Here is a 13,883-nt window from a genome sequence, read left to right on the forward strand (position 1 = left end):
CTCAAGATAAAAAATTGGAGACAATTTAAAAAGCAAGTCAGAACCTATGTTTGGTCTATAAGGTTCAATAGCTTTCTAATCTCTCCAAAATTTTATTTGATTGGAATCGAAATCCCAATTAATTTTTCTGAGTAGAGTGTCTTGATATTGGCTTCATCAATAGAGTCCTTATCAATTTTACGTTTCAAGAAAAATTCTTGGATGGCTTCGATTTCAGTTTCTCGAATAGCACGGTGTTTATTTGAGATGAGGATTTCATAGTGAAGCGGAGCTTGGGTAAAAATAACATCTGTATTTCCAGCAGAATAGACCTCAACAAGGGTTGCATCTGTACTCTCTAGCTGGCTTTTTACAAGTTGCGAGTGTGAGTTTGTCGTATTGATAAGCTTCATAACATTTCCTCCGATTTTCTAATACTATTATAGCACTTTTTGAATAAAGTAGCTTGATTTAGTCAATCTTATGCTGTTTTTTCCAAGATTGAATGGCCCATTTATGGCTACCACGTTTGAGATTTTCAATAGCCTCATCAATAGGGAACCAGGCAATATGATTAAAGTCTTCTAGTGGTTTTTGAACTTCCTTGAAAGATGTCGCTTCATAGAGGTAGGCAGGATTGTAGTAGTAGGTATCACGGTGACGAGAGTAGAAATATTCGTCAGCTTGTCCGTAATAGACACCAATTTCAGCTGTGAATCCAAGCTCTTCAATCAATTCACGTTTTAGGGCTTCCTGATGATTTTCCCCTGCTTCAATTTCGCCACCTGGTAAGAACCAAGCACCATTAGGAGCTTGAACTAAAACTATTTGTTTTTGTTCAGCGTCAGGGATAACTGCATACACTCCATAGCGTGCAACATAGTCTGTATTCGCTTTTTTTTCTCCGAAAGTTGGGTTTGCCATTGCATTTTCCTCATTATCTAGTATCGTTATTATTATCATAATGGACAAAGGGCAAGCTGTCAAGAAATTACAGTTATTTTAGTAAAAAAGAAGCAGAAAATTTTCATTTTCTACTTCTTTTCTATAGTATTTATTTTTCTGTCTCAGAAGTTTTAACTTCTGCTTTTTTGGCAGATTTGATTTGAATCTTGCCCTTGCTGGTCATAACTGCCTTTAGGTCTTTTTCACTTGGATTTTCAAGGTAGTAGTCAGTGATTGCGTCTTCAATATAGTCTTGAATAGTACGACGAAGTGGGCGTGCTCCCATTTTTGGATCATAACCGAGGTCAACTAATTTTTCCTTGACCTTGTCAGTTACATCTAAATGAATGTTGTTGCTAGAGAGGCGCTTGTTAACGTCTGCTAGCATAAGCTCGACAATCTGAAGGAGGTTATCCTTGCTGAGAGCCTTAAATTCGATAATACCATCAAAACGGTTCATAAACTCTGGACTAAAGAAGTTGCCGAGTTCACCGAGAACAGAGTTGGTACGTCCTTCTCTAGCAGCACCAAAACCAACGCTGGCTTCAGCCTTACCTGTCCCTGCATTTGAGGTCATGATAATGATGGCATCCTTGAAGCTAACGGTACGTCCTTGCCCATCTGTCAAACGACCATCGTCCAAGACCTGGAGGAACATGTGCATAACATCTGGATGGGCTTTCTCTACTTCATCCAAGAGAATAAGAGAATATGGATTGCGGCGAACTTTTTCAGTTAATTGTCCAGCCTCATCGTAGCCAACATAACCTGGAGGGGCGCCGACCAACTTAGCCACGCTGTGTTTTTCCATGTATTCGCTCATGTCAAAGCGTATCATACTGTCAGCAGAACCAAAGAGTTCAATGGCTAGTTGTTTGGAAAGTTCTGTCTTACCGACGCCAGTTGGTCCGACGAAGAGGAAGCTTCCGATTGGGCGGTTAGGCGTACCGAGACCGACACGATTACGGCGAATAGCCTTAGCGATCTTATCGACAGCATCGTCTTGCCCAATAACATGAGACTTGAGGTCTTCAGCTAGATGGATAAGTTGAGATTGTTCTTTCTCTTTCAAATCGCCAACAGGAATATTGGTTTTCTGCTCGATAATGTGCTCAATGGTTTTCTCACTGATGATAGGAGTATCCTGGTCCGTAACCTTTTTCTTTTGCATTTCCTTATACTTGGCAATCTGATCGCGGAAGTAGGCGGCCTTCTCAAAATCTTCCTCTCGTGTAGCTTGAGATTTAAGATTTTCAGCCTCAATCAAGCGCTGATCGATTACTTTAGGATCCACAAAATTCAAGGTCAAGTTCATTTTAGAACCAGCTTCATCTAGGAGGTCAATGGCCTTGTCAGGCAAGAAGCGATCTTGGATGTAGCGATTGGAAAGAGTTGTAGCTGCTTCAATTGCAGCATCGGTATACTGAACGTGGTGGTAGTCTTCGTATTTCTTTTGAATGCCTTTGAGGATAGTGATTGTTTCTTCCACTGTTGGTTCATCGACCTTAACAGGTTGCATACGACGCTCGAGAGCAGCATCCTTTTCAATGATACGGTATTCATTGAGGGTAGTAGCACCGACTAGTTGCAGTTCTCCACGAGCAAGGGCTGGCTTGAGGATATTTCCTGCATCCATGTTGCCATCGCCCGCAGAACCAGCACCGACAATTTCATGGATTTCATCGATAAAGAGAATAATGTCTTCACGTTTGCGAATTTCTTCCATGAGTTTTTGCATGCGTTCTTCAAATTGTCCACGGATCCCTGTTCCTTGAACCAGGCTAACCACATCTAGACGGATGACTTGTTTACCTTGGAGTTTATGTGGGACATCACCATCGACTATTTTCTGAGCTAGACCTTCGACAACGGCCGTTTTTCCGACACCTGGTTCACCGATAAGGACAGGATTATTCTTGGTTCTACGATTGAGAATCTCAATGACACGGATAATCTCATCGTCGCGCCCAATAACGGGATCAATATCACCACGACGGGCAATCTCAGTCACGTTGATACCAAATTCTTCTAGCAAACCTTTTTCTTGGTTTGGTGGCGGAGTTTGAGCAGGTCCACGATTTTGCGAACCATAACCGCCGTTTCCACCGTAACCTCCACCTGATTGGGTTGGGGGAGTAGGAGGAGTGTTGTTAGAAGGCCTGAAATTGTTTAGGTCATTGAAGAAATCACCAAAAGGATCAAAGTCACGATTGTTCAGATCCGTCATACCTTTAAAGAGGCTATTGTTAGGATCTGTCTTGATAATCTTATAGCAGTTTTGACAGAGGTCAATTTGTTTTTGTTTTCCATTGAGATTGGTATAAAGATGAATTGTTGAGTCGTTAATTTTACAGTTTTGACAAAGCATACATCTACCTCATTTCTTTCTTTAGCTTGACCTGTCCAAAGGTCAAAAATAGTCAAATTTCTATACTCTCATTATAACAGGATTGGGGTGTAAAGCAAGTAAAAAGATTGCAGCTTTGAGAAGTTGTTACAATGAAAATTTTTGTGAATTTGGACTATAAAAAAATCCTATTTGTGAGACAAAAAGGATTTTGGTTAGACATGCAGGGTGTAATCCCAGCTTGTTTTGTATTAGTAAAGGAGTTCGTAAATCTCCATTGCAATCAAGTCAATGCTGTCAAACGTATAAGTTTCGCGAGCTTCGACATCACGCAGGGTAAAGATTGAGCCGTTTTCTTCGTCGTGGCTGTATGCAACTTCTGCAACAACAACTCCTTCGCGTTCAAAATTACGTTTTAAATTTCCGCCGTCTTTTGCCATTGCTTCAAGGCGGTTGATGATTCTAACCAAATGTGATTCCATTTTGATTCTCCTTCATTTCTTATCGTTACTATTTTACCATAAAGGAGGCCAACTTGACTAGAAAAAACTAAGATTTCTCGCTAATTCTACCAGCTGAAAGTTTTTTTGAATAAATCGGATAAAAAGTTTGAATTTTAATTCAATACATGTTATAATCATACAGTATTCTATTTTAGAAAGCAGTGTGATTATGAATTTTTCTTTTTTACCTAAGTATTTACCTTATTTTAACTATGGGGCTGTTGTGACGGTTCTCATTTCTATCTGTGTGGTCTTTTTGGGAACCATTTTGGGTGTTGTCTTGGCTTTTGGGCAACGTTCAAAGTTTAAACCGCTTGTCTGGCTGGCCAACTTGTACGTTTGGATTTTCCGTGGGACACCGATGATGGTTCAGATTATGATTGCCTTTGCCCTTATGCACATCAATGCCCCGACTATTCAGGTTGGAATTTTGGGTGTTGACCTTTCTCGTTTGATTCCAGGGATTTTGATTATCTCTATGAACAGTGGTGCTTATGTTTCTGAGACTGTTCGTGCTGGAATCAATGCGGTTCCAAAAGGTCAGCTAGAAGCGGCCTATTCTCTAGGGATTCGTCCTAAAAATGCTATGAGGTATGTGATTTTGCCACAAGCAATCAAAAATATTTTGCCAGCATTGGGGAACGAATTTATCACCATTATCAAGGACAGCTCCCTCTTATCAGCTATCGGTGTTATGGAGTTGTGGAATGGGGCTACAACAGTTTCTACAACAACCTATCTACCCTTAACACCACTTTTATTTGCAGCCTTTTATTACTTGATTATGACCTCTATTTTGACCGTAGCCTTGAAAACTTTTGAAAAACGTATGGGACAAGGAGATAAGAAATAATGACAGAAACCTTGATAAAAATTGAAAATTTACATAAATCATTTGGAAAGAATGAAGTATTGAAGGGCATCAACCTCGAGATTAAAAGAGGAGAAGTTGTCGTTATCATCGGTCCTTCAGGGAGCGGGAAATCTACCTTGCTTCGCTCTATGAATTTGTTGGAAGAAGCAACCAAGGGGAAGGTTATCTTTGAGGGAGTCGATATTACGGACAAGAAGAATGACCTCTTTGCCATGCGTGAGAAGATGGGCATGGTTTTCCAACAATTTAATCTCTTTCCTAATATGACTGTGATGGAAAATATTACCTTGTCTCCTATCAAGACCAAAGGTGAAAGTAAGGCAATTGCAGAGAAGAGAGCTCAGGAACTTTTGGGAAAAGTTGGTTTACCAGATAAGGCAACTGCTTATCCACAGAGTTTGTCAGGTGGTCAGCAACAGCGGATTGCTATTGCGCGTGGTTTAGCTATGGAACCTGATGTTTTGCTTTTTGACGAGCCAACTTCAGCCCTGGACCCTGAGATGGTTGGAGAAGTTCTAGCTGTTATGCAAGACCTTGCCAAGTCAGGAATGACTATGGTTATCGTAACACATGAGATGGGATTTGCCCGTGAGGTGGCAGATCGTGTCATCTTTATGGCAGACGGTGTGGTTGTTGAAGACGGAACACCTGAACAGATTTTTGAACAAACCCAAGAACAACGGACTAAAGACTTCTTGAGTAAGGTTTTATAATCTATTTTAAAATTTCAAGACAAGATTAGTGAAAAGCTCAACCAGAGCTTTTTCTTATAGTTTGAAACTATAGGATTGCCTAGGAAAGAAGTGTTAGAGGGGACTAGCAGTTTTTGGTATAATGGAAGATATTTGAAAGAAAAGAGAAATGATATGACACAGATTATTGATGGGAAAGCTTTAGCGGCCAAATTGCAGGGGCAGTTGGCTGAAAAGACTGCAAAATTAAAGGAAAAAACAGGTCTAGTGCCTGGTTTGGTAGTGATTTTGGTTGGGGACAATCCAGCCAGCCAAGTCTACGTTCGCAACAAGGAGAGGTCAGCTCTTGCGGCTGGTTTTCGTAGCGAAGTAGTGCGAGTTCCAGATACCATTACCCAAGCGGAATTATTAGACTTGATTGCCAAATATAATCAAGATCCAGCTTGGCATGGGATTTTGGTTCAGTTACCATTACCAAAACATATCGATGAAGAGGCGGTTTTATTAGCCATTGACCCAGAAAAGGATGTGGATGGTTTCCATCCGCTAAATATGGGACGCCTTTGGTCTGGTCATCCAGTCATGATTCCATCAACACCTGCAGGAATTATGGAAATGTTTCATGAATATGGAATTGATTTAGAGGGTAAAAATGCGGTGGTCATCGGTCGTTCCAATATTGTCGGTAAACCCATGGCTCAGCTTCTTTTGGCCAAAAATGCAACAGTGACCTTGACTCACTCACGTACCCATAATCTTGCCAAGGTGGCTGCTAAAGCAGATATTCTGGTGGTCGCAATCGGTCGTGCTAAGTTTGTGACTCCTGATTTTGTGAAACCAGGTGCGGTAGTCATTGACGTTGGGATGAACCGCGATGAAAATGGTAAGCTCTGTGGGGATGTTGATTATGAGGCGATTGCCCCACTTGCTAGCTATATTACGCCAGTCCCTGGAGGTGTTGGTCCTATGACCATTACCATGCTGATGGAGCAAACTTATCAAGCAGCACTTCGGACATTGGATAGAAAATAAGAGAAAAATCGCTGAAGAGAGTGTATTTTCTATAGCTATATCTGAAATGGCAGAAATGAGTATTAAATTTTAGATATAAGATTACAAAAGGAGGTCTGCGCCTCTTTTTTGTTGTATAATAAATGCGAGAGGAAAAACGATGAAAGTGATTGATCAAGCCTTACTAGAAAAAGTCATTATTGAACGTTCTCGTACAAGTCATAAAGGAGACTATGGTCGCTTGCTTCTGTTAGGTGGTACTTATCCTTATGGAGGTGCCATAATCATGGCTGCTTTAGCAGCTGTAAAAAGCGGTGCAGGATTGGTAACTATTGGAACAGATAGAGAAAATATCCCAGCTTTGCACAGTCATTTACCTGAGGCTATGGCCTTTTCTCTTCAAGACCAGCAATTATTAAAAGAGCAATTGGAGAAGGCAGAAGTTGTCTTGCTGGGGCCTGGTTTACGAGACGATGCTTTTGGAGAAGATTTAGTTAAACAGGTCTTTGCTGGCTTAAAACAGAATCATATTTTGATTGTAGACGGAGGTGCCTTGACTATTCTCGCTAGGACAAGTCTGTCATTTCCATCTAACCAGCTTATCCTAACTCCCCACCAAAAGGAGTGGGAAAAACTGTCTGGAATTACGATTGAAAAGCAAAACGAAGCTACAACAGCTAGTGCACTGACTTCTTTCCCTCAAGGAACAATTTTGGTAGAGAAAGGTGCGGCTACTCGTATTTGGCAAGCTGTCCAATCTGATTATTACCAGTTACAGGTTGGCGGTCCCTATCAGGCGACTGGGGGAATGGGAGATACTCTGGCTGGGATGATTGCAGGATTTGCAGGCCAATTTCGACAGGCCAGTCTCTACGAGCGTGTAACCGTAGCGACTCATCTTCATTCAGAGATAGCCCAAGAATTAGCTCAAGAACATTATGTGGTCTTGCCAACGGAGATTAGTAATTGTCTTCCTAAACTAATGAATAAAATATCTCAAAAAAGACTGGGATAAAATTCAATTTTAGGAGAAAACGAAGTAAATATTACCACAATAAAACGCATAATATCAAGTTTTAATACCTGATACTATGCGTTTTTGACTTTAAAGCCTTTTTGGGCTGTTTCTATTTTGGAGCAATCTTTTGCTCAGTATGTTTTATAATTTCTCGTTGATAAATCGGATAAACTGATTCCACCAAACTTTTAAGAAGAAGGCTTTTTCAACTTTCTTTTCTGCTACCATTTCGAAACTAGGACGTTCTGTGGTAATGTAACCTTGACCAATCAAATCCTTGTCTTCGTAAGTCAAATGGCCAACTACTGTTCCAGCTTCAAGTGGTGCGAGGATTGCTTTAGAATCAGGTGTGAATTGAATAGATTGGGAAGATTGATTCCCACCACGTTCAATTAGATAGATATCCTCTGGGGCCACTGCAGTGACCGTATCTTCTTTTCCATCTTGTACGGGGACTTTACTATCTTGATAGGCATCGCTTTGTTGAACGATTTTGCGAAGTGTGAATGTAGAAGAAATATAATCCATTAGGGAAGATGTAGCTGTAAAACGAGAGTAAGGATTATTATCTTGATGATCTGCATTCAAAACAACTGTGATAACCCTCATGCCTTTTTCGACAGTAGTACCAACAAAAGATTCTCCAGCCTTATCTGTTGTTCCTGTTTTCAGTCCATCAAAACCACCACGGTAAGCAGGCATACCTTCTAACATGTAGTTGGTAGAGGTGATTGTCATTCCAGCAAAAGTAGAAGAAGGTTTTTTCGTTATTTCCAAGACTTGTGGGTACTTTTTGATGAGATTACGGGCAACGATAGCTACATCATAGGCACTGAGCTTATTTTCATCATCTTTATTAGACCCTGGGTAAATGTTATCTCCAAGAGTTTCGTTGTTCAGACCAGTTGTATTGACAACAGTGGCATCTTTTATTCCCCATTCCAGGAGTTTGGCCCGCATCATATCAACGAAGTTTTTTTCAGAGCCAGCAATTTTCTCAGCTAGGGCAATAGCGGCGCTGTTGGCACTAGATACCAGAGTTGCTTCAAGTAACTCTTCGACAGTATAATTACGGGCCTCCATGGGAACATTACTGGCTTCAGAATTTGTCGTCAATTGATAAGGATAATCAGAAATATCTACTGGGGTGGATAGTGTGATACTTCCATTTTCTAGAGCCTCATAGACAAGATAAACTGTAAGTAGTTTTGTTATAGAAGCAATTTCGACAGGTTGAGTTGCATCTTTCTCATATAGAATTTTACCAGTATTGGCCTCAACAGCAATCGCATGTTTAGCAGCAATATTAAAATCTTGGGCAGCAACAGTAGATGCTGCCCCAATTACGGATAGACTTAAGAGAGTAAAAATGATTTTTTTCATAGTAAGTTTATTCTAACATAAAGAAAAAAATATTCCCAGTTTCATGATAGAAGAAAGAAGCTTTTTTGAAAGTATGGTAAAATAGATGAATGGAGGTAGCTCATGTTTCGTAAGAATAAATTATTTTTTTGGACCAGTGAGATTTTATTAGTAACAATCATTTTTTATTTATGGAGAGAGATGGGGGCTATTGTCACGCCTTTTGTAAGCGTCGCAAACACCATCATGATTCCTTTTCTTCTAGGTGGTTTTTTATATTATTTGACCAATCCTATTGTAATTTTTTTACAAAAGTATTTCAAAATTAATCGTATCATTGGTATTCTATTAACCTTGTGTGCTTTGGTTTGGGGGCTTGTCATTGGGGTAGTCTATCTCTTACCGATTTTGGTTAATCAGTTGACCAGCTTGATTGCGACTAGTCAGACTATCTATAGTCGTTTACAAGATTTGATTGTGGATTTATCTACTTATCCAGCCTTTCAAAATTTGGATATTCAAGCGACTATTCAACAATTAAATCTATCCTATGTAGATATTTTACAAAATATCCTAAATAGCGTTACCAATAGTGTTGGAAGTGTTCTATCAGCTCTCTTTAGTACCGTTTTGATTATTATTATGACTCCTGTGTTTTTGGTTTATTTTTTGTTAGATGGTAACAAATTTTTGCCGATGCTTGAGCGCACTGTTTTAAAGAGAGATAAGTTGCATATTGCAGGTCTTTTAAAGAATTTGAATGCGACAATTGCTCGCTATATTAGTGGAGTCGCAATTGATGCCATTATTATCGGTTGTTTGGCCTTTATCGGATATAGCGTGATTGGTTTGAAATACGCTTTGGTCTTTGCCATCTTTTCAGGATTAGCCAATCTCATTCCTTATGTGGGACCAAGTATTGGCTTGATTCCGATGATTATTGCCAATATCTTTACTGATCCTCATAGAATGCTAATTGCAGTTGTTTACATGCTAATCATTCAACAAGTGGATGGAAATATCCTCTACCCTCGAATCGTTGGTGGCGTGATGAAAGTCCATCCAATAACAATTTTAGTGTTACTTTTGTTATCAAGCAATATCTATGGGGTCATTGGCATGATTGTCGCAGTACCAACATATTCTATCTTGAAAGAAATTTATAAGTTCTTATCACGTTTGTATGAAAATCATAAAACAATGAAAGAACGAGAAAGAGAATTAGCTAAGTAAAAGTCAGGAAATTCCTGATTTTTCTTTTTCTTTAGGTAAATTATAGAAGTAGAAGTGCCATTTAGATTGGCCTATTAAGAATAATTCACAAAAACTTTGTAAAACACTTGCAATTTAGCTGAAATTTGATAAAATAGTAAGGAAAGTTAGACTGTATTGCCTACTGTCTATCTATAAAATATATTTTATTGGAGGCTTTTACTCAAATGGCAAAAGAAAAATACGATCGTAGTAAACCACACGTTAACATTGGTACTATCGGACACGTTGACCACGGTAAAACTACCCTAACTGCAGCTATCACAACTGTTTTGGCACGTCGCTTGCCTTCATCAGTTAACCAACCTAAAGACTATGCGTCTATCGATGCTGCTCCAGAAGAACGCGAACGCGGTATCACTATCAACACTGCGCACGTTGAGTACGAAACTGAAAAACGTCACTACGCTCACATCGACGCTCCAGGACACGCGGACTACGTTAAAAACATGATCACTGGTGCCGCTCAAATGGACGGAGCTATCCTTGTAGTAGCTTCAACTGACGGACCAATGCCACAAACTCGTGAGCACATCCTTCTTTCACGTCAGGTTGGTGTTAAACACCTTATCGTCTTCATGAACAAAGTTGACTTGGTTGACGACGAAGAATTGCTTGAATTGGTTGAAATGGAAATCCGTGACCTATTGTCAGAATACGACTTCCCAGGTGACGATCTTCCAGTTATCCAAGGTTCAGCTCTTAAAGCCCTTGAAGGTGACACTAAATACGAAGACATCGTTATGGAATTGATGAACACAGTTGATGAGTACATCCCAGAACCAGAACGTGACACTGACAAACCATTGCTTCTTCCAGTCGAAGACGTATTCTCAATCACTGGACGTGGTACAGTTGCTTCAGGACGTATCGACCGTGGTATCGTTAAAGTTAACGACGAAATCGAAATCGTTGGTATCAAAGAAGAAACTCAAAAAGCAGTTGTTACTGGTGTTGAAATGTTCCGTAAACAACTTGACGAAGGTCTTGCCGGAGATAACGTAGGTGTCCTTCTTCGTGGTGTTCAACGTGATGAAATCGAACGTGGACAAGTTATCGCTAAACCAGGTTCAATCAACCCACACACTAAATTCAAAGGTGAAGTTTACATCCTTACTAAAGAAGAAGGTGGACGTCACACTCCATTCTTCAACAACTACCGTCCACAATTCTACTTCCGTACTACTGACGTTACAGGTTCAATCGAACTTCCAGCAGGTACTGAAATGGTAATGCCTGGTGATAACGTGACAATCGACGTTGAGTTGATCCACCCAATCGCCGTAGAACAAGGTACTACATTCTCTATCCGTGAGGGTGGACGTACTGTTGGTTCAGGTATGGTTACAGAAATCGAAGCTTAATTCGATTTAGTTCCCAGAAGAACAATTATTTAAGTCAGACACTAAAAGAATCTTGCTTTGCAAGGTTCTTTTTTTCGAATATTGAACTAATACTCAATGAAAATCAAAGAGCAAACTAGGAAGCTAGCTGCAGGCTGCTCAAAACACTGTTTTGAGGTTGCAGATAGAACTGACGAAGTCAGCTCAAAACATGTTTTTGAGGTTGTAGATAAGACTGACGAAGTCAGTAACCATACATACGGCAAGGCGAAGCTGACGCGGTTTGAAGAGTATAAAATTGAATTGCTTATAAAAAAGCTCTATACACTAGATGTGCATAGAGCAATTGGGCTTTATTTGATATAGAGTTCTTGATTTTTTAGGATAATTTCACGGACACTTGCGAATTTCTTGAGTTTTTTAAGCTCTTCTGGATGAGTGACGAGAGTGATAACATAACCTTCTTTACCCATGCGACCTGTACGGCCAGCACGGTGAGTGTAGGTTTCAATATCTCTAGGAACATCAAAGTTTACGACGCATTCTAGGCTATCGATATCAATTCCACGAGCCAGAAGGTCAGTTGCAAGGAGTAGGGTTAGTTGCTTATCTTTAAACTTTTCTAAGATGACTTTTCTAAATTTAACATTGACATCACTAGCGAGGGAAACAGCCAAGATATCCCGATACTGTAGTTTTTCTTCTGCGCTTCCAAGGTCTGATAGGCTGCTAAAGAAGACCAGACCACGGAAATCCTCTACATGAGCTAGTTTTCGAAGCATATCCACTCGGTGACGTTGATCTACCTGCATGTAGAAGTGCTGGATGTTGTCCAATTTTTGGTCAGAAAGATCAATGGTACGTGTGTTAGGCGCAATCTTTTCTTGGTCAAACTTGGTTGTCGCACTCATATAGACAAGTTGGTGATCACGAGGTGCGTAGTGAGTAATTTTCTCGACAAAGTGTATCTGAGAATCATCAAGCAATTGGTCAAATTCATCCAGGATGATGGTTTCTACGTTCATCATCTTGATTTTTTTCAATTTAATCAGTTCAAAGATACGGCCAGGGGTTCCAATCAGAATTTCTGGTCCTTTTTTGAGGCGTTCAATCTGGCGTTTCTGACTCGAACCTGATAAGAAGAGTTGGGCAGTTAAGCCGATAGCTTCAGCCCACGTTTTACATACATCAAAAATCTGTCCAGCAAGCTCTGTATTTGGTGCTAGAATCAAGAGTTGTTGGGCTTTTTTCTTTTGTAGTCTGAGAAGACTTGGTAGAAGGTAAGCTAGGGTCTTACCAGTTCCTGTTGGGCTCACTCCTAGGAGGTTTTCTCCAGCAAGAAGGGGCTCAAATAGTTGAGTTTGAATGGGGGTGAATTCTTGGAAACCGAGTTGGTCACTCAGTTCTTGCCATTCAGTCGGTAGTTTGTTTTTCATTTTTCTGCCTCAAATCTAATGCCAGCAGTCTGGCGCATGGTAAATAGTAGTTCATGAACAGAACTTGCATCTTCCAGCCAAGTTTGGTAGAGATTCAGATCTGGTTGCTGGATCATGTGTGCAAATGCATCGACTTCCTCAGTCATCGTATGGGGAGCTTGTTGGATAGGGAGCTGGACTTGATTTCCTTGGTGGTCGGTAAAAATAGCTGAGCGAACATGCTCAATTGTGTTGAGCGTCAGGGTTCCATCTGTTGTGTAAATTTCGCAAGGAAGATTGGAAGTGATGTTTTTCCCAGCCTTGATATGAACTTGAAAGTCTGGGTAGAAGAGGATTCCGTCACCATTTAGGTCAATGCTATTGTCAAGCTGTTGAGTCTGATAGGTTGCATCCTGAGCCTTTCCAAAGAGACGAACGGCAGCGTAGAGGGGATAAATCCCTAAATCCATAAGAGCTCCACCAGCAAAACGGTCTGAGAAGACATTTGGTGTCTCCCCAGTCAACAAGTTAGGCATTTTGGAAGAATACTTGGCATAGTTGAAATCTGCTCCCAAAATTTGTTTGTCTGCTAAAAAGTTTTTGATGATAGTGAAAGCTTTTTCATGGTAGTTCCGTGCCGCTTCGAATATAAAACAGTGATTTTTCTCAGCTGTTTGAACCAAATCCAGCCATTCTTGTGGTTGAGTGACAGCTGGCTTTTCAAGAATAACATGTTTACCAGCAGACAAAGCAGCCTTTGCCTGAGCAAAATGCAAGGAGTTTGGACTGGCAATATAGACCACATCAAAGGAACTCTTGAAGAAGTCCTCTACTTGATCAAAGAGTTGGAGATTCTGATAGCGAGAAGCAAAGGTTGCCGCAGTTTCTAGTTTTCTAGAATAGACTGTGACCAGCTTGTATTCTCCACTGGAATGGGCCGCTTCTATGAAGTGGTGACTGATAGCCCCTGTTCCGATGACACCTAATTTAAGCATAGTTCCTCCTTTTCTGATTTCAAATCCTTCTTTCATTATAACATAGATAGACGGGACTATCCAACAGAGGGTAAAAAATTTCAAATAAGCTACTAGGACTTTCCCAAAGAAAGTGGTACAATAATGA

14 protein-coding genes are annotated in these 13,883 nt (G+C 40.3%); 7 read left to right on the top strand and 7 right to left on the bottom strand.

Annotation, left to right across the window (positions count from 1 at the left end):
- Positions 1–92: 92 nt before the first annotated feature.
- The 4 genes from ACWPV5_RS02535 to ACWPV5_RS02550 all read right to left on the bottom strand — a co-directional run bounded on the left by ACWPV5_RS02535 (position 93) and on the right by ACWPV5_RS02550 (position 3,753).
- On the bottom strand, positions 93–392 hold the full coding sequence (locus ACWPV5_RS02535; protein WP_000767197.1) for a DUF1827 family protein: 300 nt from the start codon (positions 390–392) through the stop codon (positions 93–95).
- A 58-nt stretch (positions 393–450) separates the two neighbouring features.
- The gene (locus ACWPV5_RS02540; RefSeq protein ID WP_050239640.1) at positions 451–903 is read right to left on the bottom strand and encodes an NUDIX hydrolase; all 453 of its coding nucleotides are present in this window, start codon (positions 901–903) and stop codon (positions 451–453) included.
- A gap of 130 nt (positions 904–1,033) precedes the next feature.
- Positions 1,034–3,292: an AAA family ATPase gene (locus ACWPV5_RS02545; RefSeq protein WP_454382116.1), complete on the bottom strand. Its 2,259-nt coding sequence runs from the start codon at positions 3,290–3,292 to the stop codon at positions 1,034–1,036.
- A gap of 230 nt (positions 3,293–3,522) precedes the next feature.
- Positions 3,523–3,753, bottom strand: a complete 231-nt coding sequence (locus ACWPV5_RS02550) for a DUF1797 family protein (protein ID WP_000443570.1) — start codon at positions 3,751–3,753, stop codon at positions 3,523–3,525.
- Between the two features lie 190 nt (positions 3,754–3,943).
- Here ACWPV5_RS02550 and ACWPV5_RS02555 point away from each other — a divergent pair, with 190 nt between their 5' ends.
- The 4 genes from ACWPV5_RS02555 (at position 3,944) to ACWPV5_RS02570 (ending at position 7,366) form a co-directional block, all read left to right on the top strand.
- Positions 3,944–4,627, top strand: coding sequence for an amino acid ABC transporter permease (locus ACWPV5_RS02555; RefSeq protein WP_219966532.1), 684 nt, complete (start codon positions 3,944–3,946; stop codon positions 4,625–4,627).
- Positions 4,627–5,361 (top strand): amino acid ABC transporter ATP-binding protein, encoded by a 735-nt coding sequence (locus ACWPV5_RS02560; RefSeq protein WP_219966533.1) that lies wholly within the window; start codon positions 4,627–4,629, stop codon positions 5,359–5,361. The genes ACWPV5_RS02555 and ACWPV5_RS02560 overlap by 1 nt, the downstream gene beginning before the upstream one ends.
- A gap of 153 nt (positions 5,362–5,514) precedes the next feature.
- Positions 5,515–6,372 carry a bifunctional methylenetetrahydrofolate dehydrogenase/methenyltetrahydrofolate cyclohydrolase gene (locus ACWPV5_RS02565; protein WP_219966534.1) on the top strand — a complete coding sequence of 286 codons (858 nt, stop codon included), beginning with the start codon at positions 5,515–5,517 and terminating at the stop codon, positions 6,370–6,372.
- Positions 6,373–6,511: 139 nt separating this feature from the next.
- Positions 6,512–7,366 (top strand): NAD(P)H-hydrate dehydratase, encoded by an 855-nt coding sequence (locus tag ACWPV5_RS02570; RefSeq protein ID WP_219966535.1) that lies wholly within the window; start codon positions 6,512–6,514, stop codon positions 7,364–7,366.
- Between the two features lie 144 nt (positions 7,367–7,510).
- Here ACWPV5_RS02570 and pbp3 read toward each other — a convergent pair whose 3' ends face one another.
- Complete coding sequence (gene pbp3, locus ACWPV5_RS02575; RefSeq protein ID WP_454382117.1) at positions 7,511–8,752, bottom strand: D-alanyl-D-alanine carboxypeptidase PBP3; 1,242 nt, start codon at positions 8,750–8,752, stop codon at positions 7,511–7,513.
- A gap of 102 nt (positions 8,753–8,854) precedes the next feature.
- Between pbp3 and ACWPV5_RS02580 the strand changes: the two genes are divergently transcribed.
- The 3 genes from ACWPV5_RS02580 (at position 8,855) to ACWPV5_RS02590 (ending at position 11,712) form a co-directional block, all read left to right on the top strand.
- A complete protein-coding gene (locus ACWPV5_RS02580; protein ID WP_454382118.1) occupies positions 8,855–9,964 on the top strand; it encodes an AI-2E family transporter in 1,110 nt (369 codons plus the stop codon).
- 206 nt (positions 9,965–10,170) lie between these two features.
- Positions 10,171–11,367: an elongation factor Tu gene (tuf, locus tag ACWPV5_RS02585; protein ID WP_001040726.1), complete on the top strand. Its 1,197-nt coding sequence runs from the start codon at positions 10,171–10,173 to the stop codon at positions 11,365–11,367.
- 96 nt (positions 11,368–11,463) lie between these two features.
- Complete coding sequence (locus tag ACWPV5_RS02590; RefSeq protein WP_257959917.1) at positions 11,464–11,712, top strand: hypothetical protein; 249 nt, start codon at positions 11,464–11,466, stop codon at positions 11,710–11,712.
- Here the strand turns inward: ACWPV5_RS02590 and ACWPV5_RS02595 are convergent.
- Positions 11,700–12,782, bottom strand: coding sequence for a DEAD/DEAH box helicase (locus tag ACWPV5_RS02595; protein WP_219966538.1), 1,083 nt, complete (start codon positions 12,780–12,782; stop codon positions 11,700–11,702). The genes ACWPV5_RS02590 and ACWPV5_RS02595 overlap by 13 nt on opposite strands.
- Entirely contained in the window at positions 12,779–13,756 is a 978-nt protein-coding gene (locus ACWPV5_RS02600; protein WP_219966539.1) for a Gfo/Idh/MocA family protein, read from the bottom strand. Before ACWPV5_RS02600 ends, ACWPV5_RS02595 begins: the two co-directional genes overlap by 4 nt.
- Positions 13,757–13,883 lie beyond the last annotated feature (127 nt).

The sequence above is a fragment of the Streptococcus sp. Marseille-Q7156 genome (genome assembly GCF_965119495.1).

Excerpts from the sequence above, each read along its gene's own strand:
- tuf (WP_001040726.1), top strand. The coding sequence starts at position 10,171 with ATGGCAAAAGAAAAATACGATCGTAGTAAACCACACGTTAACATTGGT.
- ACWPV5_RS02580 (WP_454382118.1), top strand. The coding sequence starts at position 8,855 with ATGTTTCGTAAGAATAAATTATTTTTTTGGACCAGTGAGATTTTATTA.
- pbp3 (WP_454382117.1), bottom strand. The coding sequence starts at position 8,752 with ATGAAAAAAATCATTTTTACTCTCTTAAGTCTATCCGTAATTGGGGCA.
- ACWPV5_RS02540 (WP_050239640.1), bottom strand. The coding sequence starts at position 903 with ATGGCAAACCCAACTTTCGGAGAAAAAAAAGCGAATACAGACTATGTT.
- ACWPV5_RS02550 (WP_000443570.1), bottom strand. The coding sequence starts at position 3,753 with ATGGAATCACATTTGGTTAGAATCATCAACCGCCTTGAAGCAATGGCA.
- ACWPV5_RS02595 (WP_219966538.1), bottom strand. The coding sequence starts at position 12,782 with ATGAAAAACAAACTACCGACTGAATGGCAAGAACTGAGTGACCAACTC.
- ACWPV5_RS02600 (WP_219966539.1), bottom strand. The coding sequence starts at position 13,756 with ATGCTTAAATTAGGTGTCATCGGAACAGGGGCTATCAGTCACCACTTC.
- ACWPV5_RS02565 (WP_219966534.1), top strand. The coding sequence starts at position 5,515 with ATGACACAGATTATTGATGGGAAAGCTTTAGCGGCCAAATTGCAGGGG.
- ACWPV5_RS02535 (WP_000767197.1), bottom strand. The coding sequence starts at position 392 with ATGAAGCTTATCAATACGACAAACTCACACTCGCAACTTGTAAAAAGC.
- ACWPV5_RS02590 (WP_257959917.1), top strand. The coding sequence starts at position 11,464 with ATGAAAATCAAAGAGCAAACTAGGAAGCTAGCTGCAGGCTGCTCAAAA.
- ACWPV5_RS02560 (WP_219966533.1), top strand. The coding sequence starts at position 4,627 with ATGACAGAAACCTTGATAAAAATTGAAAATTTACATAAATCATTTGGA.
- ACWPV5_RS02555 (WP_219966532.1), top strand. The coding sequence starts at position 3,944 with ATGAATTTTTCTTTTTTACCTAAGTATTTACCTTATTTTAACTATGGG.
- ACWPV5_RS02545 (WP_454382116.1), bottom strand. The coding sequence starts at position 3,292 with ATGCTTTGTCAAAACTGTAAAATTAACGACTCAACAATTCATCTTTAT.
- ACWPV5_RS02570 (WP_219966535.1), top strand. The coding sequence starts at position 6,512 with ATGAAAGTGATTGATCAAGCCTTACTAGAAAAAGTCATTATTGAACGT.